The sequence below is a fragment of the Halomonas sp. DP8Y7-1 genome, assembly GCF_019801685.1.
Lineage (GTDB): Bacteria > Pseudomonadota > Gammaproteobacteria > Pseudomonadales > Halomonadaceae > Halomonas > Halomonas litopenaei_A.
The window spans coordinates 289,078-311,413 of the sequence record NZ_JAHVIN010000006.1 but is presented as its reverse complement, the minus strand read 5'-3'; the positions used below and the strand labels follow the sequence as shown (position 1 = coordinate 311,413).

Annotated in this window: 19 protein-coding genes; 7 read left to right on the top strand and 12 right to left on the bottom strand. The window is 62.1% G+C overall.

Annotated elements, in window-relative coordinates:
- Positions 1-118 precede the first annotated feature (118 nt).
- From KUV41_RS10610 to KUV41_RS10590, 5 genes are all read right to left on the bottom strand, one after another.
- Positions 119-694 carry a phosphatase PAP2 family protein gene (locus KUV41_RS10610; protein ID WP_222486020.1) on the bottom strand — a complete coding sequence of 192 codons (576 nt, stop codon included), beginning with the start codon at positions 692-694 and terminating at the stop codon, positions 119-121.
- Between the two features lie 64 nt (positions 695-758).
- On the bottom strand, positions 759-1,919 hold the full coding sequence (locus KUV41_RS10605) for a glycosyltransferase family 4 protein (protein ID WP_222163859.1): 1,161 nt from the start codon (positions 1,917-1,919) through the stop codon (positions 759-761).
- Positions 1,920-2,157: 238 nt separating this feature from the next.
- Entirely contained in the window at positions 2,158-3,096 is a 939-nt protein-coding gene (locus tag KUV41_RS10600) for a LysM peptidoglycan-binding domain-containing protein (RefSeq protein ID WP_206938557.1), read from the bottom strand.
- Positions 3,039-3,914: an acyltransferase gene (locus tag KUV41_RS10595; protein ID WP_206938559.1), complete on the bottom strand. Its 876-nt coding sequence runs from the start codon at positions 3,912-3,914 to the stop codon at positions 3,039-3,041. Before KUV41_RS10595 ends, KUV41_RS10600 begins: the two co-directional genes overlap by 58 nt.
- 127 nt (positions 3,915-4,041) lie before the next feature.
- Positions 4,042-4,968 (bottom strand): LysR family transcriptional regulator, encoded by a 927-nt coding sequence (locus KUV41_RS10590; protein WP_222163857.1) that lies wholly within the window; start codon positions 4,966-4,968, stop codon positions 4,042-4,044.
- 179 nt (positions 4,969-5,147) lie between these two features.
- On the opposite strand from KUV41_RS10590, the gene KUV41_RS10585 reads away from it, so the two are divergent.
- From KUV41_RS10585 to KUV41_RS10575, 3 genes are all read left to right on the top strand, one after another.
- Positions 5,148-5,849 carry a CoA transferase subunit A gene (locus KUV41_RS10585; protein WP_206938569.1) on the top strand — a complete coding sequence of 234 codons (702 nt, stop codon included), beginning with the start codon at positions 5,148-5,150 and terminating at the stop codon, positions 5,847-5,849.
- Between the two features lie 90 nt (positions 5,850-5,939).
- On the top strand, positions 5,940-6,599 hold the full coding sequence (locus KUV41_RS10580; RefSeq protein ID WP_222486018.1) for a CoA transferase subunit B: 660 nt from the start codon (positions 5,940-5,942) through the stop codon (positions 6,597-6,599).
- Between the two features lie 358 nt (positions 6,600-6,957).
- Positions 6,958-8,208: an MFS transporter gene (locus KUV41_RS10575; RefSeq protein ID WP_315900577.1), complete on the top strand. Its 1,251-nt coding sequence runs from the start codon at positions 6,958-6,960 to the stop codon at positions 8,206-8,208.
- Positions 8,209-8,274: 66 nt separating this feature from the next.
- On the opposite strand, the gene KUV41_RS10570 is transcribed toward KUV41_RS10575, so the two are convergent.
- From KUV41_RS10570 to KUV41_RS10560, 3 genes are all read right to left on the bottom strand, one after another.
- Positions 8,275-9,033 carry a DUF1338 family protein gene (locus tag KUV41_RS10570; RefSeq protein ID WP_222486016.1) on the bottom strand — a complete coding sequence of 253 codons (759 nt, stop codon included), beginning with the start codon at positions 9,031-9,033 and terminating at the stop codon, positions 8,275-8,277.
- Positions 9,034-9,387: 354 nt separating this feature from the next.
- Positions 9,388-9,651: a GrxA family glutaredoxin gene (locus tag KUV41_RS10565; protein ID WP_206938577.1), complete on the bottom strand. Its 264-nt coding sequence runs from the start codon at positions 9,649-9,651 to the stop codon at positions 9,388-9,390.
- 226 nt (positions 9,652-9,877) lie between these two features.
- Positions 9,878-10,714 (bottom strand): inositol monophosphatase family protein, encoded by an 837-nt coding sequence (locus KUV41_RS10560; RefSeq protein ID WP_206938579.1) that lies wholly within the window; start codon positions 10,712-10,714, stop codon positions 9,878-9,880.
- Between the two features lie 98 nt (positions 10,715-10,812).
- Here KUV41_RS10560 and hybE point away from each other — a divergent pair, with 98 nt between their 5' ends.
- Both hybE and KUV41_RS10550 read left to right on the top strand, forming a co-directional pair.
- Positions 10,813-11,271: a [NiFe]-hydrogenase assembly chaperone HybE gene (gene hybE, locus KUV41_RS10555; RefSeq protein ID WP_222486014.1), complete on the top strand. Its 459-nt coding sequence runs from the start codon at positions 10,813-10,815 to the stop codon at positions 11,269-11,271.
- 136 nt (positions 11,272-11,407) lie between these two features.
- Positions 11,408-12,175, top strand: coding sequence for a 3-hydroxybutyrate dehydrogenase (locus tag KUV41_RS10550; protein WP_222163853.1), 768 nt, complete (start codon positions 11,408-11,410; stop codon positions 12,173-12,175).
- Positions 12,176-12,244: 69 nt separating this feature from the next.
- Here KUV41_RS10550 and KUV41_RS10545 read toward each other — a convergent pair whose 3' ends face one another.
- Positions 12,245-12,784, bottom strand: coding sequence for a response regulator transcription factor (locus KUV41_RS10545; protein ID WP_206938592.1), 540 nt, complete (start codon positions 12,782-12,784; stop codon positions 12,245-12,247).
- Between the two features lie 21 nt (positions 12,785-12,805).
- Entirely contained in the window at positions 12,806-14,065 is a 1,260-nt protein-coding gene (locus KUV41_RS10540) for an ATP-binding protein (RefSeq protein WP_206938594.1), read from the bottom strand.
- A gap of 335 nt (positions 14,066-14,400) precedes the next feature.
- On the opposite strand from KUV41_RS10540, the gene KUV41_RS10535 reads away from it, so the two are divergent.
- Positions 14,401-15,747, top strand: coding sequence for an efflux RND transporter periplasmic adaptor subunit (locus tag KUV41_RS10535; protein WP_222486012.1), 1,347 nt, complete (start codon positions 14,401-14,403; stop codon positions 15,745-15,747).
- A complete protein-coding gene (locus tag KUV41_RS10530) occupies positions 15,744-18,905 on the top strand; it encodes an efflux RND transporter permease subunit (RefSeq protein WP_315899978.1) in 3,162 nt (1,053 codons plus the stop codon). The genes KUV41_RS10535 and KUV41_RS10530 overlap by 4 nt, the downstream gene beginning before the upstream one ends.
- A gap of 205 nt (positions 18,906-19,110) precedes the next feature.
- Here KUV41_RS10530 and KUV41_RS10525 read toward each other — a convergent pair whose 3' ends face one another.
- Positions 19,111-20,661, bottom strand: a complete 1,551-nt coding sequence (locus tag KUV41_RS10525; RefSeq protein ID WP_222486010.1) for an alkaline phosphatase D family protein — start codon at positions 20,659-20,661, stop codon at positions 19,111-19,113.
- 592 nt (positions 20,662-21,253) lie between these two features.
- On the bottom strand, positions 21,254-22,291 hold the full coding sequence (locus KUV41_RS10520) for an aromatic ring-hydroxylating dioxygenase subunit alpha (protein WP_222486008.1): 1,038 nt from the start codon (positions 22,289-22,291) through the stop codon (positions 21,254-21,256).
- Positions 22,292-22,336 lie beyond the last annotated feature (45 nt).

The following is a 22,336-nucleotide window of genomic DNA, read 5'->3' as shown; positions in this document are numbered from 1 at the left end:
GGGCCAGGCTCTTGATATGAAAAGCTGTGGCTCTTAGGAAGGGACGCTGTGAAAGCGCTGGGCGCTGTGTCAGATTAGGGCGGACCCGCTGGCAGGCAGTACAGGGTCCGCATTCGGTTCACGACGTGGTTGCTACCATCAGCACGGAGGTGGTCGAGAGCCCCAGGCTGACCAACGCCATGGCATATCCCAGCGCGGCACCGGCGACGACATCGCTGTAGTAGTGCAACCCCAGGCCAACCCGGGAGATGGCAATCAACCCGGCCAGAGGCAATAGCCAAGGCAACAGGGCGGGACTATGTACTGCTGCAAGGGTGCAGAACATCACGGCGTGCATGGTATGCCCGCTGGGAAAGCTGTAGCGGTCTCTGGCGGGCTCGTTGCATTGGATGCTGCCGCCGAAGGTAATGAAGGGACGCTCACGACACAGGCGCGTCTTCAGCAGCTTGTAGACCGCGATGGCGACAAGCGCAGTAGCGATGTATTCGAACATCAAGCGCAGTCCGATATCACGGCCATGCAAGGCCGGTAGGGCGATGATCAGCGCCACCCACACCGGCCAATCGCCAAGCTTGCTGGCGATTTTCAGGGTAGACAGCCAGGGCCGATAGATGCTGAATCCGGCGGTGCGCTGGCAGAGCTGCCACTCGAGCATGTCGAGTCGGTCGAACCACTGAGGAATCTTGTTGGTCATCTCGTGTCTCCTCTCCGTTACATCAATCAGCGCCCGGCCCGGCGTGGCGTGGGTCATGCCACTCTCAGGCTTCGGCAGGGTTCGAGAGCTGTCCGCGTGCATGGCGTGCGTGTTCGTGGGCGTCCAGGAAGGTCTGAGCGATAGTGGGCCAGCGGTAGGCCAGTGCTCGTTCCCGAGCCGCTCTGCCCAGCCGCGCGTAGCGGGCCTGCTGTTGGCATAGCGCCACAGCCTCTTGGCGGAAGGTCTGGTTATCTCCCGGCGGGATACTGACTCCATCGTGATCGGTGCTGATCAGCTCTGCTCCTGCGGCATGGCGAAAGGCGACGACGGCGAGCCCGCTGGCCATGGCCTCGAGTATTACGTTGCCCCAGGTTTCCGACAGGGAGGGAAAGACGAAGATGTCGGCGCTGGCGTAGTGTGTCTGCATCTGGGCTGAGTCGATGAACCCCGTGAAGATGGCGTCAGGCAGCGCCTTCTCGAGGCTCGCTCGTCCAGGACCATCGCCCACCACGACCAGGCGCATGTCAGGACGAGCCTCCAGCATGTCGAGGAAGGTGTCTCTGAGCAGATCGAGGTTCTTTTCTGGCGCCAACCGACCGACGTACAGGGCTACCGGCTGGTGCTGACCGACTCCCCAGGAGTCCCGGAGCTCCTGGCTCCGCTTGTCAGGAGTGAAGCGGTCACCTTCGATACCACGCGCCATCACAGACACGCGCTCGAATCCTGCCGTCGCCAGTTCACGCGCCTGCTGATGTGTCGGCACCAGCGTGGCGGCGCAGCGGTTGTGGAAGTGGCGCAGGCGCTGGCGGACCAGCGGAGCTAGCCAGGGCACACCGTAATCCTGGCAATAGTGGTCGAAGTTGGTGTGCCATCCACTGACCACTGGTATGTCCAGTTTCTCGGCGGCACGCAAGGCCGACCAGCCTAGCGGGCCTTCGGTGGCCACATAGATGGCATCTGGCTTGGTCGTCTGCCACAGGCGCTTCAGCGTGCCGACGCTGGCCCAGCCAATTCGAACTTCCTTGTAGCGTGGCATCGACATCCCGCGCACACGTAGCTCGTGCTCCATGCCCTCCGCCTTGGCGGCGCTGGCATCGACCGGCTCCGGGCGCACCAGCTGCAAGGTGACGCCGAGGGCAAGCAGCTCCCGGCTGATACGTCCGAGTGTGTGGGCGACTCCGTTGATGTCGGGAGACCAGGTTTCGCTGACCAGACAGATGCGCATGGCGTTCCTCGTGCCCGTCGGGCCCCACTTGGCCCGCTCGAGGACGAGCATGCAATGCGTCCATGACAGCTCTGGGTCAGCCACGTGAATAGCCTGTTACTACAGGCGGACGGAGCGGGTGGCGCGAGCAGGAAAAAGCCGCTGCAGAGAGAATCGACGGAAAGACGCGGCGCAGGGCCAAGGGGTGAGCCGTCGCTCTGGGGGTGAGAGCGACGGCAGAGGGCGACGGCCGAGGCGTTTAACGCAGGATGGTGCCAGGATCGATGGGTTTGCCCCCATGGCGCATATCGAACAGCAGGTCATAGCGGCCGGTCGACGAGTGCTTGCCGACCGAGCACAGCGGCGTACCGCGGGTGACCTGATCGCCCTTGGATACCACAATGTCGCCGCACAGCGCATAGACGCTCTGCAGGTTATCGGCATGGTGCACGATGACCACCTTGCCAAGCTGGCGCATGCTGTCAGCGAAACTGACTTCCCCATCGGCGACCGCCTTGGCATTGGCACCCTCGTCGGTGGCCAGCAGCATCGGCTGCAGCCTGCCGCGACTGTCATTGCCGTAGCGGCGTACTACACGATAGTCGTCCAGCGGCCATGGCCAGCCACGTGCCCGCGATGTCACCGGGCCAGGGTCCGGCAGGCGGGCGCTGCTGGAAGGCGCGCTCGACGCAGCGGTCGCACGGCTGGACGATGCGCTGCTGGCGCGCAGTGGAACCTGAATCAGTTGCCCGACCTTGAGATCAGTAGCGCGGACACCGGGGTTCGCGCTTTGAATGCGCGCCGTGGTCGTGCCGAAGCGTCTGGCGACGGCGCTGTAGGTATCGCCGGGCCTCACCTGATAACGGTAGGGGCCGCCGGAGGGCGCGCGTTCCTGTCGTGACGGCACCAGCAGGCGTTGCCCCACCGCCAGGTGACGAGAATCGACACCCGGGTTAAAGCGCTGAAGACGCAGCAGCGGAATGCCAGCCCTGCGGGCGATCGTGCCGAGGGTGTCGCCGCGTTGAACGCTGATCCAGTCTCCTGCGATGGAGGCGCTCGCCACATGGCTGGATCTCGCGCTGGGACCGCTGTTGGCACCGGAACCAGCGCACCCGGTGATCAGCAGCGCCATGCCGGCGATCACCAGCGGTGCGAGGCGAGCGAAGCGTCCTTGTCTTGCCAAAGGGCATTGAGCCATGAATGGAAGCGTTCCTTGTAGATCGGGTCGTCGTGGTAGCGGCCATCCAGCATCCAGTCAGCGACGTCCAGGCGACGCGCATCAAGCCGAATGGCCTTTTCCTTGCCACACAAAAAGCGCCAGAAACTCGGCGCGCTCGACTGGTAGTCGATCGTGACGTCGAGGATCGCATCCAGGCGATCTCCCAGCAGCGCCAGCACCTGCGCGATGCCCCCCGCCTTTGGCCGCAGCAGATGGGTGAACGGACTCTGGCGCGCATCACGCTTGGCCGGCGTAAAGCGGGTACCCTCGACAAAGTTGATGATGGCGATGGGGACATCCCGCGCACGCTCGCACATGCGCTCGGTGGCCTTGCGGTCACGTTCCGCCAGGGCCGGATTGGCCGCCAGCTGTTCCTTGCTGTAGCGCCGCATAAAGGGAAATTCTAGGGCCCACCAGGCCATGCCGACTACCGGAATCCAGATCAGCTGCTGTTTAAGGAAAAAGCGAGGCATGGGAACCTTGCGATGCATCGCCATCATCAACAGGAAGATATCGGTCCAGCTGCGGTGATTCGACAGGATCAGGTACCAGGACTCCGGAGACAGATCGTCAGGCACCGTTATCCTGACGTCAGGGCGTACCCAGTGGCGTATCCACCACAGGTTGAAGCCTATCCAGTTCAGAGCGATCGCGTTTAGGCCGCCCAGCACACGACGCTGCAGATGGCGTCCTGGGGTGATCAGCTTGAGCAGGGTCAAGCACACCAGGGGCAGGGTCCAGAACAGGGTGTTGGCCACGAGCAGCAGAATGCTGACCAGTCCCTTGAGGCTAGACATCAAGTTACATACCTCATCTCAGAATTGTGTCGCTTGGTTCGCTGCAGGGGGGCAGCGGGGAGCTCGCCAATCCTAATGGATATGCCGCTGGCTGCCCAGCCGAAGGCGCATCCTCGGCGTTGGCCACTCACTGTTGCGCCTCTTGCTGCGCTGCACGGGAAGGTAGCTGTGGGGGCGGCGTGGCACCCTCCAGGATATCGACCATGGCGCGGGCGGCGACAGACAGTTCATGGGGATTCCAGGTCACGATACCGACCCTGCGCTCGATCGCCGGGTCGGAGAGTGGCCGACAGACGGCTCCGGCTTCTTGCATCTGCGACATGCACAGTGCTGGCACGGCACTGACCCCAAGCCCGTTGGCGACCATGCGCCCCACACTTGCCAGCTGATGGGTCTCGAAGGCGACCTTGAGCGCGCCATGGCGGCTGCCCAGCTGTTGTTCCAGCAGGCGCCTGACCATGGAGGGACGCTGAAGGGCAACAAAGTCCCAGTTCATCAGGGTGTCCCAGGACAACGATGAGTGCTGTACCAAGGGAGAGCGGGGGGGCAGCACCGCGATGAAGCGATCGCTGAACAGCGGGGTAAAGTGCAGGCTGCCTGTGGCTTCCGGCTCAAAGGCAATGCCCATCTCGACCTGGCGTTGGCGGACCATGTCGATGACCTGCTCGTTGACCACATCGTGCACGGTCACGTTGATACGTGGGTGACGGCGGTGAAAGACCGCCAGGGACGGCGCCAGCAGATTGCCCGCAAAGGCGGGCATGGCCGCCAGCGAGAGGCGACCCAATTGCAAGGTAAAGCGCTGGCGCAAGGCGTCCTCAGTGTTATCCCACTCCACCAGCAGGCGCTTGGCCAGGGGCACCAGCGACTCGCCTTCCGGTGTCAGTCGCACGCTACGGGTGGTGCGGATCAGCAGGCGCCCGCCCAGGCTGTCTTCAAGCCCCTTGATGGCCAGGCTAAGGGCAGGCTGAGACAGGTGCAGCTGCTCGCAGGCCTGGGTGAAACTCAGCGTCCTTGCGACGGCGAGAAAGGCGCGGAGTTGCTTCACGGTCATGGCGTGCTACCAAGGTCAAATTTATAAGGATGGTAAAACAATCAATAAATAAAACAAACTTAACAAATATATTATCCCGGGCAACACTGCCATCAGTGCTACCTTGTAGCAGTGTCCTGCTGCCCATTGACGGCTGCCAGGCATTTCCTTCACTGATCATCGACAGACGAGGCGCCCACATGGCCGGATTCGACAAGCGCGTGTATTCCTATGAAGAGGCGATGGACGGCATCGAAAGCGGAATGACGGTACTGGCCGGAGGCTTCGGCCTCTGTGGTATCCCTGAAAATCTGATTGCCGAGATCAAGCGTCGCGGGGTCAAGGACCTTACCGTCGTATCCAACAACTGCGGCGTGGATGGCTTCGGCCTTGGTGTGCTGCTGGAAGATCGTCAGATCAGCAAGATTCTGGCGTCCTATGTGGGTGAGAACGCGCTGTTTGAACGTCAGATGCTTGACGGTGAAATCGATGTGCAGCTGACCCCGCAGGGCACCCTGGCGGAGAAGATGCGCGCTGGTGGCGCCGGGATTCCCGCGTTCTATACCGCCACTGGGTACGGGACACCTATCGGCGAGGGCAAGGAAGTCCGCGAGTTCAATGGACGTCACTACATTCTTGAGGAAGCGATTGTCGGCGACTTTGCCATCGTCAAGGGCTGGAAGGCGGATCGCTACGGCAATGTCGTGTATCGCAAGACTGCCCAGAACTTCAACCCGATGGCGGCCACCGCAGGCAAGATCACCGTGGTCGAAGTGGAAGAGATCGTCGAGCCTGGCGAGCTGGATCCGGCCGAAATTCATACGCCGGGTATCTATGTGGACCGCCTGATCCAAGGCACCTTCGAGAAGCGCATCGAGAAGCGCACGGTGCATCAGGGCTGACAGGCCGCTAGATTCAGACCCGTTGAGGGTGCTTGCCAAGACAAGCGCCAACGGGCAACCAGCTCCATGACATAGACAAGAGGCATCAAGATGGCACTTACTCGTGAACAGATGGCACAGCGTGTCGCCCGTGAACTCGAAGACGGTTTCTACGTGAACCTGGGCATCGGTATTCCCACCCTGGTCGCCAACTATGTGCCGGAAGGCATGGACGTCATGCTGCAGTCCGAGAACGGGCTCCTCGGCATGGGCCGCTTCCCGACGGAAGAAGAGGTCGATCCGGACATGATCAATGCGGGTAAGCAGACCGTGACGGCGCGCCCTGGTGCGGCCATTTTCTCGTCTGCAGAATCTTTCGCCATGATTCGCGGCGGTCACGTTGACCTGACCGTACTGGGCGCCTTTGAGGTAGACCAGAACGGAAACATTGCCTCGTGGATGGTGCCCGGCAAGTTGATCAAGGGCATGGGCGGGGCCATGGACCTGGTGGCCGGGGCAGAGAACATCATCTGCACCATGACCCACGCCTCCAAGGATGGATCGTCGAAATTGCTGGAGTCGTGCACCTTGCCCCTGACCGGTGCGGGTTGCATCAAAAGGGTGCTGACTGATCTTGCCTATCTCGAGATCGATGACGGCGCCTTTATCCTCAAGGAGCGCGCGCCTGGTGTGAGCGTCGAGGAGATCAAGGAGAAGACCGCCGGCAAGCTGATCGTTCCAGAGCACGTACCGGAGATGATATTCGACTGATTGACGTGTCAGCTTGAACACGCATTATCGCGGCCCGGCTCTTGCCGGGCCGCTTTCGTTGAAGTGCTTCAAGGGGTTGTCGATTTTGTGACCATCTTGAGCATGCCCCCCCTGTGGCCGGGCCCCTGGGCCATTCAAACGCCTTGATGCACAGCCTTATCCACAGATTTTGTGGATGAACCTCCTGCGAGGGATGGTCTCCTCTCAACGGATCGGTACAATGCGGCGCCGTTGCCCCCGTATCGTCCCTGTCCTGTCCCTGTAGCCCACCCACGCAGAGCGGACGACAGACAGGTCGATCGTCCACGTCCCATACCCACGGAGGTTCCCCTTGCGCGCGCTGCCCGCCACGCTACCTGTGCTTTTTCTGTGTGAGATGTGCTTTCTGCTAGGTCACGGCCTGATTATGACCTTGCTGGGGGTCAGGATGTCACTGGAAGGGTTTCCTTCGCAGATGGCAGGCCTATTGATGTCGAGCTTTTCGCTGGGGTTCGTGGCGGGAAGCTATTGGCTCGAGAAGCGCATCCGCAGCGTCGGCCATATTCGCGTGTTTGCGGCCTGCGCCGCCTCCCTGGCAGTCACGGCCATGCTGCATGGTTTATGGGTAAATCCCTGGGCTTGGCTGGTGTGGCGGCTGATTGGCGGTGGTGCCACCGCGGGCCTGCTGATGGTGATGGAATCATGGGTATCGGGTGAGTCCAGCAATGACAATCGGGGCAAGGTACTCGGCTGGTACATGGTGATCTCGACGACCTCACTGGCGGGTGGGCAATGGATGCTGAACATCGCCGACCCGGCCGGGCCAGTATTGTTCTCGGTGGTCGGTATGCTGTTTGCCCTGTCCCTGGTGCCGCTATCGATTCATCGTATCCACGGGCCCAGCCGCCATGGCGATATTACCCCTCGCAAGATCAAGCTGAAGACGCTCTATCGTCGTGCTCCGGTCGGGCTGGTCGGCGCCTTCACTGGCGGTCTCATGGTCCAGGCCTTCTTTGCCATGACCCCCTACTATGGACAGGAAATCGGTCTGACAACGGCCCAGACCGCCAAATTTATGGCGGTGACCACACTGGTGGCGCTGGTGGCCCAGTGGGGCCTAGGTCGCGTATCGGATCGGCTGGACAGGCGGCGCGTCATCCTGTGGATGGCCATCGTCATGACCGTCACCGGGGCGCTGATTTCGGTAGTGGCGGGCGGCAGCTTCTGGTGGTTGCTGGCGATCGCCTGTGGTCATACCGCCATGTTGCATACGCTGTATTCATTGAGCCTTGCCCACACCAACGACTGGCTGGAGCCGGAAGAAGTGGTAGCCGCCAACGCCAAGCTGATGATGTGGTACGGCATCGGCTCGGTCATTGGCCCCTTCAGTGCGTCGCTGGTGATGCAGGCGGCAGGCCCTGATGGCCTGTGGCTGTTCCTGGGCATGGCGGCGTTTTCGCTGGCGATGTTTGTGATGGTGCGACTGCATGGTGAACGAGATCGCCACGTGGAGCAGGAGCCCTTCGTGGCTCAGCCGGTCATGGAGACACCGCATTTCGCCGAGGTCGATCCACGCCACGAACCGCAGCAGCTGGAATTGGATCTTGAGGCTGAGTCGACCCCGAGCTGACAGCCGGTACGCCAGGCCGAGTGCGTGTAGTCTTGGATGAGCGCGCAGGCGTTGACGCTATGTGCGCTAGAGGATTTCGCAGCGACTGTGGGGTGGCAGCATCACGTCGGCGGTGCGCTCCTGGCCGGCACTGGCCTGTTTTTCCAGCAGCAGCAGTCCACCCAGCTGCACCCGATGCTCATCACCATGGGCGAAGGCCAGTCGGCGTGAACAGGTAGGGTAGAAGCGATGATCGACCATGGCCGACATCGGCAACGGGAGGTCATCGTCGTCGCCGAGGGCAAGTCCTTGCTGGCGCACCGCGTTATCCAGCTGTGACAGGGGACGGCCCAAGTGCTGGCAGTCCAGCGTCACGTGATGGACCCTGGGGCCCATCACTGACAGCCAGGCAGCCAACGGGTGGGCTGCATGCAGGCGTTCATACAGCGACCAGTCAGGCATGGGCCAGGGGCGGCAAGCGCCGGGAAGGGGCAGGGCCGAAGGGTGGCCCTGCTTGACCAGCGAGAGCAGCGCGTCCCGAGGCGCTCGCGAGAGGCGGGTGGTCTGCAGCTCCACGATGATGATACGCGGGCCATCGCCAAGCCCCCCTAGCAAGCAGGCCAGCAGGCCTCGCTCGGGCAGGGCATAGCGGTGCAGCGGGCGGTAGTCATGGGCTTCCAGCATCGGCAGCAGTGACGCGAGGTTCCATGGCGACTGGCTCAAGGTCACCAAGGTAAAGCTCTCGATCGGCGCATCCACTGGCCACAGGCGCAAGGCACTGACATCCGGATGCTGGTGAATGTAGTCCAGCCTGAGTTGCTGAACGAGGCGCTGCTGCTCTGTCATTGCCGTTCCTTGCCTGCCCGATACCTGTGCCATGAGTATAGGCGTGGCGTCGTCAGGACCATTCAACGACGCGAGAACGTTTGTCTGCTTGGATCTTGGATGACGTCGTTTTTGCTCGCTTGAGCATAAAAGCCTGCGCATAAAAAAACGGCGAGGGGTCCGATGGATCCCTCGCCGTGCTTTTACCAAGAGCTTTCTCGACGTGTTTTTTCACGTGTCTTTCAGATGTCTTCCACGCGTCCTTCGCGTCGTTCAGCACATCAGGCGTTTCGATCGCCGCCTACCGCGGTGTCTTTACCGCGTAGCCGTTCACGGTGGTGCCTGGCCAGGTGTCCAGCCGACTCTCGGTGGTGGTCAGGCAGGCAACATGGCGTTGTCACGGACGTACTGATCGAATTCCGTGAAACCACCGACGTGGGTCTGGTCCACGAAAATCTGCGGCACGGTGGTCACAGGCTTGCCAATGGTCTTTTCCATGTCGGCTTTAGTGATGCCTTCTTCATGGATATCGACGTAGCGGTAGCCTTCGATGCTGCCGGCATCGCTCAGGGTGTTGGCAAGCTCCTTGGCGCGCACGCAGAAGGGGCATCCAGGACGACCGAAAATAACAACAAACATGACATCTCCTTGCATACGCAATGCATTGACGAGTGGTATCTGTGACCCGCGTGAAGTCGCTTCGAAGACGACCTTCAAAGGCGTTGGTTCAGCCCTATCGGTTGGTCGTTGGTGAGAACAGCACAGCGAAGCGAGCAGGTCGACGAAGAAAGTGGCGCGCATTGTGACGGATTGTGCTGTCGAAGGCCAATAGGTGGAACATATCTCTCCCTATCGGCCATCGCTATCACGCCTGGTCGGCGCTGTCCTCACGCAGCTCGCCGGCGTCGGCACGGCGCAGTAGATCGGCCAATTCGGCGTGGATACTCGGTGCGCTGACCAGCAGGTTTTCACCGTACAGGTCCTCCGGCAGACCACCAGGACAGGGGTAGAGGTGTCCGGTGGTAGCGCCAGCCTCGGCGGCAATCAGCCAACCGGCGGCGAAATCCCAGGGGGATACGGTTTCGTAATAGGCATCCAGCCGACCGCGAGCCACGTCACACAGGTCCAGCGCGGCGGAGCCATTGCGGCGGATGTCGCGGCAGCGATGAAGCACCGCGCCGAGTCGACGCATCAGCGGGGGACGGCTGTCACGCCGATAGGGAAAACCGGTACCGACCAGGCTGGCGTCCAGGCTCTTCGCCTGGCTCGCCTTGATCGGCTGGTCGTTGCACCAGGCACCCTTGCCGCGAACGGCGGTGTAGGTCTCTCCCAGGAACGGGGCATGCACCACGCCGAGTTGGGTGACCCCATCCTTGACGTAGGCAATCGACACCGCCACATGACACAGCCCGTGGGCAAAATTGACGGTGCCATCAATGGGGTCGACCACCCACAGGTCGCCACCTTGCTCCAAGGCATCCTTATCGGGCGAGAGTTCCTCGCTCAGGCGCTCTTCGCCGGGGAAAGCCGACTCCAGTCGCTGGCTGATCATGGTGTCGACGGCGACGTCGGTATCCGTGACCAGCTCCTGTCCGTCCTTGTAGTGGTGCTGTAGATCGTCATTGTCGCGGGCGTCAGCGATCATCTGACCCGCGGCTTTCGCGATCTCGATGGTAACGGCCAGGCGCTCCTCGAGGTTCATGGGGCACTCCTTGCAGGGGACAATGGTGTAGAGTCTACCATCGCCACGATCTCACGCCGATATCTCGCACCCCGTGCCGCGTCAGTAGAGGAAACATCATGAGCGCCCTGACCCGCGAACAATACCGTCGTCTCGAGGCCCTGGCGGACGCCTATCGCGTTGCCCACCAGCAGGCATTGGACGTATGCGCGGGCTCGCGCCGGGGGTTGAAGGTCGATGCGCTGTGTTTCGGGGTCTGTCCCGGTCATCCAGGCTGGCTGCTGGGCGCCTGGCTGACGCCATGTCATCTGTCCCTTGCGCTGGTCAGAGATGTGTCGCAGGCGCCAGGCCCGGCCGACCGTCCCGCCAGCGTTCCCACCGATGAGACGTCCCGTTCTCCATGGTATGTGACCCTGCCACGTGGTGAGTTCGCATTTTATCGGGAGGCGCTAGGCGACAGCTGGCTGTGGCGATGTGAGTTGCTGTCGGATCTGGACGATGTCGATGATATGGGCGAGGCCTGTCGCCTGGCTCAGCGGCTGATGGACCGCGTCATGACGGAAGCTTCCCCAGGCTGAACGATCCCTTGTTTCGACTATGGGATGGCTGGCGCTGCACTGCAGCACTATCTATGCTGGTGCCCTAATGTACGGCGCCGTTAGTGGCGAACCGTACGGGCGATAACCTGCAGACGCCTCGCGCAAGGAGAGAGAGATGAGTGCCAATTCCCCGACCAGGGTCGCACTGGTGACCGGCACCAGCAGTGGCATCGGAGCCGCGGTAGTGGCCGAGCTACGAGCCCAGGGACATGAGGTGCTGGCCGTCGACTTCAACCCGGAAGGGCGCCAGACTGCAGAGGCCGAGGGCGCCGCCTTCTATCAGGCTGACCTGACCCAGGGCGAGGCGTGTCGCGGTGCAGTGGATGAGGCGCTGGCACGTTTCGGTCGCGTGGATATTCTGGTCAACAATGCGGGCATTCAGCATGTCGCACCGATTGTCGATTTTCCCGAAGAGCAGTGGCGCCGGATCATCGATCTCATGCTGACCGCCCCCTTCCTGCTGACCCAGGCCGTGTGGCCGTCGATGCGTGACAATGGCTGGGGGCGGATCATCAACATTGCCTCGGTGCACGCTCAGGTGGCGTCGCCCGGTAAGTCGGCCTATATCAGCGCCAAGCACGGCATGATCGGGTTGACCAAGACCGCTGCATTGGAAGGCGGCGCGCAGGGGATTACGGCCAATGCGCTGTGTCCTGCCTATGTGAAGACACCGTTGGTGGATAACCAGATCAGCGATCAGGCCAAGCTGCATGGCATGGAAGAACAGCAGGTCATCGAGCAAATCATGCTCAAGAACGCTGCGGTGAAGCGGTTGATCGAGCCCAGCGAGGTCGCTTCTCTGGTAGCGTACCTGGCCTCGGATGCGGCTGGCGCGGTTACCGGTGCCAGTTGGAATATCGACCTGGGCTGGACAGCACAGTAGTCATCGCGGCGACGCCACATGGGTCAGACGCCGACAGTCGACCGGCGTCTGACACGTCGCACCAGCGCGTCAGCGCCTGACCGGGCGCTTCTGCAGCTTGCGTTGCAGGGTTCTGCGGTGCATGCCTAGCGCTCTGGCGGTGGCTGAGATATTGCCATCGTGCTCCTGCAGAACCTTTTGAATATGCTCCCAGGTAAGCCGGTTGATCGAGGGAGGGTTGTCCGCCACTTCCGTCTCGGGGTTGCCTTCACGCTGCTCTAGCGCGGCCAGCACCTCGTCGGCGTCTACCGGCTTGCACAGGTAGTTGACGGCACCCAGCTTGATCGCCTCCACCGCCGTCGCGATGCTGGAGTAGCCGGTCAGTACCACGACGCGACACTGGGGAACGACCTCCAGCAGTTCGGGCAGCAGTTTCAGCCCGGACTCCTGGTCGAGTTTCAGGTCCAGGGTGGCGACGTCGGGCTGATGACTGCGGGCCAGTTCCAGCGCCTGGGTGGCGTCCAGCGCCACCTTGACGTCATGTCCTCGGCGCTGCATGGCGCGTTCGAGGACGTGGCAGAAGACGTCATCATCATCAATGATCAGTAGCCTGTGTGCGGTGTCTTGCATGATGTCCTCTATCGGGGAGACTCAGCTGACGCGGGGCAGTGACACCTCGGTCAAGGTGCCGCCTTCGGGGTGATTATACAGACTGACGCCACCGCCGAAGCGATTGATGGTGGCATGGGTAAGAAAGAGTCCAATACCAAGTCCCTTGCTCTTGGTAGAGACGAAGGTGTCGCCCAGCTGATCGGCAATCGACATGGGAATGCCCGGACCGTGGTCGCGAATGTCGATGACGACCTGATCCGCCGTCCAGTCGAGCTGGATCGCGATGTCGTCCGGTCGTGCATCAGCCGCATTGTTCAGCAGGTTGGTCAGCGCCTGGTCCAGGGTGGTATCGACGGCAATCATCGGTTGTCCCCGGCGTCGCGAGACACTGACTTCATGGGTGACATCCGGCCGCAGGACACGCCAGCGATCGATCACCCCTTCAAGCCAGGTCCTGGCATCGAGTCGTTTGGGCTCATCCTTGCGTTGCAGGTCGGCGCTGTCGACGAGATGGCGCAGGCGGGCCTTGCAGGTATCGACCTGCTGGCGCAGCAGGTCAATATCCTCCACCAGGCGTGGATGGTCGGCATGTTCACTCTTCAATTCGGACAGCACGACCGCCATGGTCGACAGTGGGGTACCCAGCTCGTGGGCGGTGCCGGCGGCCTGTGTTGCCACGGCCAGCACCTGTTCGGAGCGCAGCGCGGCCTCCCGAGTTCGGGCCAGGGCCTGCTCACGATGGCGCAGTGCGTGGGCCATCTTGTAGATGAAGAAGGTGACCAGACCGGCAGACAGGAAGAAATTGAGCCACATGCCGAGCACGTGCAGGTTCACGCTCGAGGCATAGTGAGAGCCCAGCTGCGGTACGGGGTGATAGACCACCATCAGCGCGCTATAGCAGGCCATGGCAGTGATGGCCAGAATCCAGGCATGACGCCAGGGCAAGGTGGCGGCGGCGATGGTTACCGGCACGAGATAGTAGGTGATAAAGGGATTGGTGGCCCCACCAGTGAAATAGAACAACAGCGTCAGGCCGGCGACGTCCAGCAGCAGGTGGAGTAGATACTCGTGGTGGCTGACATCCCGCGGGCGGCCGAGTCGCCACCAGGTGGCGATGTTGATGACGCCCATGGCCACAATCACGGCGATGACGGCAGGGACATCCAGGGCGAAGTCCAGCAGCTCGATACCCACGATGATGGCCACCAGGAAGCCGGTCCAGGTGATTCCCCGCACGAAGGTCAGGCGAACCAGATTGCGGTTTGGCGTCGATAGGGGTAGCGGAAGTGCGGCTTGCATGATGTCTCCCTCATTAAGTGGCGGCATGATACCGCATCGCGCAATGGACCGTCGTATGTCGCGAGCTTGCTTGCCCAGATCAAGAGCTTTGGAGCCTGGCGATTGCGTTGTCAGCCCAGCTGAGCAACAGTGGCAAGCTGATGTGGCAGCCAGCGCTGAGGCCGCGTCGCAGGCCTGGGCAGGCGCAACACCACTGGTAGCGCAATGTCGGCAACGCCATGACAGCGCTTGCAGGATTTTCGGTAGCGCAGACATCGCGCTGGTGCGGACATCGACGGAACTCACGCTTGGCCAAGCCAGCGGCCGTTGATGCTAGAACAAGGGACTGGATGTACATGTTGAAGCGACTGTTACCGCTGTTGATTCTAGGGCTCGGGATCGGAGGATTTCTGCTGCTCAAGGCGACCCGGCCGACGCCGCCGCCGGTGACGGTTGCAGAGCGGGAATGGCCAGTATCGGCAATGACGCTTTCTCTGGGGCGCCACACGCCCAGACTGGCGCTGTATGGGGAAGTGGTCGCGCCCGACCGGGTCGAGCTGATGGCTTCCCTGGATGGGCATATTGCCGAGCGCCCTGTGCGCGAGGGCGAACACGTGGCCGAGGGTGATCTGCTGGTGGCGCTGGCTGACGAGGATATCGACCCGGTGGTGGCGCGGGCGGAGTCTGAGGTGGCGCGACTGGACGCGGAGGTGGAGGCCGAGCAGGTTCGCTTCGACAGCGACGGCAAGGCGCTGGCTCGGGAGCAGGAGCTGCTGAACAATGCCAGAAGCCAGCTTGAACGCATGCGATCCCTGGTCAACCGAAACCTGGCCTCCCGTGCTGAGCTGGACGCCGATGAAAATGACATTGCCCGCGCTCAGGTCACTCTGGTGAGTCGTCAAGGCGAGCTTGACGGTCATCCGGCTAGGCTTGCCAGCCTGGAAGCACAGCGACGCCAGGCACAGGCTGCCTTGTCAGAGGCGCGACGAGACGCCAGGCGGGCCAGGGTCCAGGCACCCTTTGCGGGGATAGTCAGTCAGGTCCAGATTGCCCCTGGGGACCGTGTCCGCGATGGAGACCCGTTGCTGGAATTGATACCCCTTGCTGGCCTCGAGGTGAGGGCGAGGGTGCCCCGTGGTGTGCAGGCGGAGTTGATGACAGGTCTCGACCAGGGCGTCGACGTCTACGCCTTCGACGACGAAGGGGGGCGCTATCGGCTAAGGGCCTTGTCCGGTCAGGGAGATCCTGCCGGTACCGAAGCCATCTTCGAGGCGCTGCCGTCGACGCCACGTCTGCGTCCTGGGGCATTGGTGTCGCTGTTCGTCGAGCGTCCGGCGGTTGCTGACAGCGCCTTGATCCCGTTCAGCGCCGTGTATGGGGCGGACCGTGTCTATGTGATCGAGCAAGGCCGCCTGGTCCCCATCAGCGTGACCAGGCACGGTGAAGCGCCGGGGCCAGGCGGTGGCTCCTGGATGATCATCAGCGGTGAGGGCCTGGCCGATGGGCAACGCTTGGCCACGACTCACCTGCCCAATGCCATCGAAGGGCTGCGGGTGACGGATCTGTCTTCCCGTGAGTCCGAATCAACCTCCCAGCCGCCAGACCAGCGTCCATCTCAGACCCAGACTCCGTCACAGGAGCAGAGTACCACCGACACGGCCACGGTCGCCGACACCGCATCCATCGAGGAGGACGCGCCGTGAGCAACGACCCACGGTCCTCGGGTGTCATCGGTTTCTTCACACGTCATCGGGTCGCCGCCAACCTGGTGATGGTGGTCATGCTGATGGGTGGGGTGCTTGGGCTGAGCCGGATGAACATCCAGTTCTTTCCGGACTTTGCCCTGGACATCGTGTCGGTACAGACGGTCTACACCGGTGCCTCGGCCGAGGACGTCGAGCAGGGCATCACGATCCCGCTAGAACAGCGGCTGCGCAACCTTGATGGACTCAAGCGGATGACGTCGACCTCCGCCCAGGGGGTGTCGAGCATCACCCTGGAGTTCTACGAGGGGACCGACCCGGTGCTGGCGCTGGACGATGTACGCGAGCAGGTCGATGGCTTCGATAACTTGCCGAGTGCCGCAGAAGAGCCGCGTGTGGCCCGGGCCAAGGAGTATGAACCGGTCGCCCGCCTGCTGGTGTCTGGCGACGTGGATGCGCAGGCGCTGCGGAGCCTGGCAAGGCGCTTCGAGGACGAGCTGCTGGCGGCGGGTATCGATCGGGTGGTCCTCGATGGCATGCCTGAGCAGCAGATCAGTGTGCAGGTGCCTGTGGAGCGTCTAGGGCAGCTTGACTTGACGCTGCCGGAGGTGGCCCAGCGCCTTGATGGCATGTCCGTTGACCTGCCGGCGGGACTTCTCGGCAGCCAGGACGGCGAGCGGGAATTACGTGCGGTGCAGCAGCGCCGTGATGCCCAGGAGTTTGCCGATATCGCGGTGCGTGGCGGACAACGCGTGCGCCTGGCACTGGGAGATATCGCCTTTATCCGTCAGGAAGATCGTCCCCGGCAGATGGCCATGCAGTATGCAGGGCGACCTGCGATCGAGCTGGTGCTGCAGCGCTCCGAGAGCGGCAACTCGCTGGAGGCCGCCACCACGCTGCAGCAGTGGCTGGACACCACTCGGCCCAATCTGCCCCAGAGCATCAAGCTGGATGTCTACGATGAGAGCTGGCAGTTTCTCTCCGAACGTATTGGGCTGTTGATCAACAATGGTCTGGGCGGCCTGGTACTGGTCCTGGGCCTGCTCTATCTATTTCTTCCCGCCAGGGTGGCCCTGTGGGTCGCCATTGGCATTCCGACGGCGTTTCTTGGCGCCATGGCCGTGTTCTGGCTGATCGGTGGATCCGTCAACATGATGTCACTGTTTGCGTTGATCATGGCGCTGGGGGTGATCGTGGATGATGCCATCGTCGTCGGTGAGGACGCTGATGCCCACTTCCGGGCCGGTGAACCCGCGCGCCTGGCCTCATCGGGAGCCGCTAACCGCATGCTGTGGCCGGTGGTGGCCTCGTCCCTGACCACCGTCGCAGCCTTCATGCCACTGCTGATGGTGGGGGGCATCATCGGCAATATCCTGCGCGATATCCCGGTGGTCATGATCTGCGTTCTGGTGGCCTCGCTGCTGGAGTGTTTCGTGGTGCTCCCGGCCCATCTTCGAAATGCCTTTGGCGTGACTGCCGAGAAGGCTGGCGGGGGGTGGCTTAACCGCCTTAGGGCTCGGTTCGATCGTGGCTTCGACCGTTTTCGAGAGGGGCCGTTTCGGCGCTTCTCCCAGACGACGCTGCGCCATCGGGCCGTGACCCTCTCTGCCGCCATCGCCCTGGTGATACTCACCATTGGTCTGCTGGCAGGGGGACGCCTCGCCTTCAACTTCTTTCCCGCCCCGGAACCCAGTGTGCTGTATGCCAACCTCAGCTTTGTGACGGGTACCGCCAGGGATCAGGTGGAGGAATATCTGGAGGACATGGTCGACGCCCTCGACGACACCGAGCAAGCGCTCGGCGGGGATCTGGTCAAACACGCCGTAGTGCGCATCGGCAGCACCCTCGCGGTGGACGGTAGCGGTCGTACGGGGGATAACGTCGGCAGCATCCTGGTGGAGCTTGTGCCATCGGATCAGCGGGATGTGCGCAACCTGGCCTTCATTCGTGCCTGGCGTGAACGGCTGACAGAACGTCCTGGGCTGGATACCCTGACCATCGTCGAGCAGACCAGTGGTCCGCCCGGCAAGGACGTCAACGTTCGCCTGACCGGTGAATCTGCCGAGGAGCTCAAGCGCGCGGCCGAGTCGCTGGCGCTGAGCCTGGAACAGATACCCGGCGTGCTGGAGCCCGAGGATGACATGCCCTGGGGGCGCGAGCAGCTGATCTACTCCGTCAACGACTATGGCCAGGCCTTGGGCCTTTCGACACGGGAGCTGGGGGATCAGCTGCGGGCTGCCTTCGACGGGGTGCTGGTTCAGACCTATCAGGACGGTGCCGATGAAATCGAAGTCAGGGTGCTGTTGCCGAAGCGGCAGCGTGATCACCTGGCAACGCTACCGCGGCTGATGATTCGGGTTGATGATGGACGTCTGGTGCCCCTGGACCAGGTCATGACGCTGAAGCACCGGCAGGGTTTCGAGGCGCTGAGGCATGCGGATGGTCAGTTGGCCATCGAGGTAGGGGCCGATCTCGACAGCGAAGTCACCAACACCGAGGAAGTGATTGCGGCGCTTGAGGCGTCGGTGCTCCCGGCGCTGTCTGAACGCTACCACCTGCGCTACAGCTACGAGGGCTTGGCCGCGGACCAGCGGGAGACCTTTGCGGACATGCAGACCGGGCTGATCATCGGTCTTGGCCTCATGTACGTGGTGCTGACCTGGGTGTTCGCGTCCTGGAGCCTGCCCCTGATCGTGATGGCAACGATTCCGCTGGCGCTGACCGGTGCGCTGCTCGGTCACTGGTTCATGGGGCTCGACCTGACGATCCTGTCGATCTTCGGCCTGTTTGGACTGTCCGGCATTGTCGTCAACAACGCCATCATTCTGGTCGCGTTCTATCGCATTCAGCGAGAAAAAGGGCTTGGCATCGACGCGGCGTTGAACGAGGCGGTGGTGCAGCGGGTTCGCGCGGTCTTCCTGACCTCACTGACGACCATCGGCGGCTTGACGCCACTGCTGTTCGAGACATCGCTTCAGGCCCAGTTCCTGATTCCCATGGCGGTCACGATCGCCTTTGGCCTTGGGGTGTCGACCTTGCTGGTACTGGCGGTGATTCCAGTGCTGCTCAGCTACCTTGAGCACCTCAGAGAGTGGCTCTATGCCCGCCGCCACAGATCGCCAGGGCAGCCATCGCCAGATCAGCCACAGGAACCTTGATGCTTGATGCCCGACAGGTCAGCGATCATCGGCATCCGATAGGCTCGTTCTGGGAAAGGGACGTCCTGGGATAGGGGCGTGCTGGGAAAAGCAGACGGCAGGTGCACGTCCAGCAAGCGGGCAGGTAATCGATTCCAGCATCACCTGCCCGCAGTCTCATCAGGCGCCTGCTCTGCGCGCCTGAAAGGTGGGTTGATCCAGCGGCTTATGCCGTCTCAGGTGTCAGGACTTGCTGATGCAGGGTGGCGCCTTCCACGTCCTTGAGGGTAACGGTCAGGGCCAGGCTGTCACCGTCCAGGTCGACCTGGCCGAAGAACTGGTACCCCTCGCTTGGCGGCAGGTTGACGCGACCATCGGCGGGGGCCTTCTGGAACACCACTTGCGGCCCGAAGGTGCCGTCCAGTGTGTTGGGACCAAAGGTGCCTGCGTGAAGCGGTCCGCTGACGAACTCCCAGAACGGGGTGAAGTGCTTGAAGCTGGCGCGCTCCGGTGCGTAATGGTGAGCGGCGGTATAGTGCACGTCGGCGGTCAGCCAGACCACATTGGTAATGCGGTGGTCGGCGATGGCCTTGAGCAAACGCGCAATCTCATGCTCACGGCCGGACGGCAACCCATCATCTGCGTTGGCGACCGCTTCAAAGTTGTCGCCATCACCGACCACCAGGCCGACTGGCATGTCCGAGGCAATGATCTTCCAGGTGGCCGTCGATGCCTTCAGTGCCTCGATCAGCTCATCCACCTGGCGCTGCCCCATCAAGGCCGATGCCGGGTCCGTGGCGGCCTGCTGATTGGTGCTGTTGGCGGCGCGATGGGTGCGCATGTCGAGCATGAACATCTCGAGCTCTGGCCCATAGTGGAAACGCCGGCGGATCATCTCCGGGGCTTCTGGCCGCTGACGAATCGGCATGTGTTCCAGGAAGGCACGACGCGCTCGTGCCGCCAGCAGGGAGACGTTCTTTTCGCTGTAGCGGGGATCATCAAGGATTTCCCCGGGGTACCAGTTGTTTACCGTCTCGTGATCATCCCATTGGGCAAACATCGGCACCCGTGCATTGAAGCGCTTGAGGTTGTCATCCAGCAGGTTGTAGACATACTGGCCGCGGTACTCTTCCAGGGTCTCGGCAACCTTGCTCTTGGCTTCGGTCATGCGATTGCGCCAGACGCTACCGTCTTCCAGATTGACCGTTTCCTCGAGCGGGCCGTCGGCGTAGATAGTGTCCCCGGAGTGCAGGAAGAAGTCCGGAGACTGCTTGAGCATGGTGTCGTAGATGCGCATGCCGCCCCGTGACTCATCGATGCCCCAGCCTTGACCGACGGTATCCCCGGACCACACGAAGCGCACCGAGCGTGCGCGCTGGCCTGGCATGACCAATCGGCCCACTGTGGGCTCGCTCAGGGCTCGGGCATCGCCGAGCGCTGCGTAGCGCACGCGGTAATGCACTTCTTCCATGTCGCCCAGCCCGGTGATATCCAGCTTCGTGGTCAGGCCACTGGTGGGCAGGGCGGTAGGACCCTGTAACGTGCGGGCGTTGGCAAATGTCGGGTTGTCCGCGATCTCCACCAGCATCTGGGCGGGACGGTCTACACGGGACCAGAGAATGGCGCGGTCCTGGGTAACATCGCCGGTCATCACCCCTGAGGTCAGCAGGGGGCGGCGTGCCTCGGCTAGCACAATGCCTGGTGCCGCGGTCATCAATCCTAGTCCCGCGCCGGCCTTGAGGCCTAGGCCGAGAAACTGGCGTCGTGTGGTAAACATGGGGCTCTCCTTGTCATACGGTCCGGGGGATGCTGTCGTCAGCGGGCAAAGGTCGCGACAGGGGCTATCGACAGGGGGCTATCGACAGGGGGCTTTCGACAGGGGCTATTGATAGGGGCTATCGAGAGAAACTACCGATAGGGACTATCAAGAGACGTTGTCGACTTCCCAGATCAGGTGCCTGGCGTGGGCAATCGGTTGCGTATCAGGGTGGCGACCTGAGGCGGCAACCCGTCTTAAGCGTTGCTGCTCAGAGCCCTTCTGTTTTGTCCCCTCTGTGCTGCTCACTGATTGGACGTGCAGCCAGGCGTGGATAGCGTGGCCTGGATAGCGTGGAGTGGGTCAAACCGAGCGCTGACGACGGGAAATAGTGTCGTGTCGGCGCGTGACAAACTGATCGCAGAGATATGTCACTACGGTGTCTGGTGCCCGTGGCGATGACAGTACCGTTAGTCGGTGGCGTCCAAGGGAGGCTTCCGAAAGAGGCTTGCGTGCAGGCGCTAACGGCCGGCGCCACCCGGCAGACGAGGCTCCCGGGTGGCGCTGGTGGGTGCACGCGCCCGTGAGCGGGCGCCATGGCAGCGATGAAGGATCAGGCAGAGTCGGTGGGTTGTTCTGCCGCGACCCGGCGCTCGACCATCTTGCGGATCCTGGCAGGGGCGTTGTCGATACCCAGACGGACTCGCTCGCGAATGCCGGTGCGATCCTGTTCCTTCTGAATTTCCTCAAGAATGTCGAGATCCTCGTTGAAGGTCAGGGTCATCAAGTGCTCCACGTCGCGATCGACGTCCTCGTTGGTGGGGTGATAGTTGCGCACGTGCAGCCAGAAGTAGTGGGTGGTCGAGTCGGTTTCAGGCGTCAGGAAATTGAAGCTGTAGGAGCGTAGTCCCTTGTCCTTGTTGTCCTCGGTAGGTTCTACGCCGGTATCGATGCCGCCGAAATCGACGTAGGACACCGACGGCATGTGCAGGTAATAGTACTGCCAGCGGTCGGTATTCCCCTTGAAGTTACCCATCTTTTCAAACAGCGGTACCGGCGGCTCATCCTTGATCCAGCGGTAGGCCAGTACGTGGCTGTCGCCCTGTTCTACCTTGACGCTGACGTCGCTGGCGCTGGCACCACCGATGGTGCGCTTGTGCACATAGGTCGTATGGGCTGGATCCACCAGGTTGTCGGTGATGTTCAGATAGTTCGACTTGAAGTGCAGATACTGGCCATCCACCAGTCCCCAGCCGTCTTCACCGTAGTGGGGCACCTCCACAATCTGCGAGGGGTCGGCAAGCTCTGGTTCACCCATCCAGATCCATACGGCGTTGTAACGTTCCACGACCGGGAAGGCTCGCACCTTGGCGCTGGGCGGAATATTGGGCTGTCCAGGGATGCGCGAACACTTGCCTGTGCAGTCGAACATCATGCCGTGGTAACCACATTCGACCTCGTCGCCTTTCAACTCGCCCAACGATAGTGGCGCCAGCTTGTGAGGGCAGCTGTCGAGAAGGGCGGCGGGTTCGCCGTTCTCGCGGCGATACATGACCACGGGTTCATTGAGAATGGTGCGTGGCAGTAGCTTGCGCTGCACTTCTTCGCTCCAGGCGGCGACGTACCAGGCATTGTGAATGAATTGAGCCATGGTGTTTCTCCTCTCTTGTTATTCGGTCGTGTTATTCGGTCGTGT

Bases quoted from the DNA above. Each gene is read 5' to 3' on its own strand.
- KUV41_RS10550 (WP_222163853.1), top strand. From the start codon at position 11,408: ATGAGTGCCAATTCCCCGACCAGGGTCGCACTGGTGACCGGCACCAGC.
- KUV41_RS10590 (WP_222163857.1), bottom strand. From the start codon at position 4,968: ATGACCGTGAAGCAACTCCGCGCCTTTCTCGCCGTCGCAAGGACGCTG.
- KUV41_RS10595 (WP_206938559.1), bottom strand. From the start codon at position 3,914: ATGTCTAGCCTCAAGGGACTGGTCAGCATTCTGCTGCTCGTGGCCAAC.
- KUV41_RS10600 (WP_206938557.1), bottom strand. From the start codon at position 3,096: ATGGCTCAATGCCCTTTGGCAAGACAAGGACGCTTCGCTCGCCTCGCA.
- KUV41_RS10605 (WP_222163859.1), bottom strand. From the start codon at position 1,919: ATGCGCATCTGTCTGGTCAGCGAAACCTGGTCTCCCGACATCAACGGA.
- KUV41_RS10535 (WP_222486012.1), top strand. From the start codon at position 14,401: ATGTTGAAGCGACTGTTACCGCTGTTGATTCTAGGGCTCGGGATCGGA.
- KUV41_RS10560 (WP_206938579.1), bottom strand. From the start codon at position 10,714: ATGAACCTCGAGGAGCGCCTGGCCGTTACCATCGAGATCGCGAAAGCC.
- KUV41_RS10570 (WP_222486016.1), bottom strand. From the start codon at position 9,033: ATGACAGAGCAGCAGCGCCTCGTTCAGCAACTCAGGCTGGACTACATT.
- KUV41_RS10565 (WP_206938577.1), bottom strand. From the start codon at position 9,651: ATGTTTGTTGTTATTTTCGGTCGTCCTGGATGCCCCTTCTGCGTGCGC.
- KUV41_RS10610 (WP_222486020.1), bottom strand. From the start codon at position 694: ATGACCAACAAGATTCCTCAGTGGTTCGACCGACTCGACATGCTCGAG.
- hybE (WP_222486014.1), top strand. From the start codon at position 10,813: ATGAGCGCCCTGACCCGCGAACAATACCGTCGTCTCGAGGCCCTGGCG.
- KUV41_RS10540 (WP_206938594.1), bottom strand. From the start codon at position 14,065: ATGCAAGCCGCACTTCCGCTACCCCTATCGACGCCAAACCGCAATCTG.
- KUV41_RS10580 (WP_222486018.1), top strand. From the start codon at position 5,940: ATGGCACTTACTCGTGAACAGATGGCACAGCGTGTCGCCCGTGAACTC.
- KUV41_RS10545 (WP_206938592.1), bottom strand. From the start codon at position 12,784: ATGCAAGACACCGCACACAGGCTACTGATCATTGATGATGATGACGTC.
- KUV41_RS10525 (WP_222486010.1), bottom strand. From the start codon at position 20,661: ATGTTTACCACACGACGCCAGTTTCTCGGCCTAGGCCTCAAGGCCGGC.
- KUV41_RS10520 (WP_222486008.1), bottom strand. From the start codon at position 22,291: ATGGCTCAATTCATTCACAATGCCTGGTACGTCGCCGCCTGGAGCGAA.
- KUV41_RS10585 (WP_206938569.1), top strand. From the start codon at position 5,148: ATGGCCGGATTCGACAAGCGCGTGTATTCCTATGAAGAGGCGATGGAC.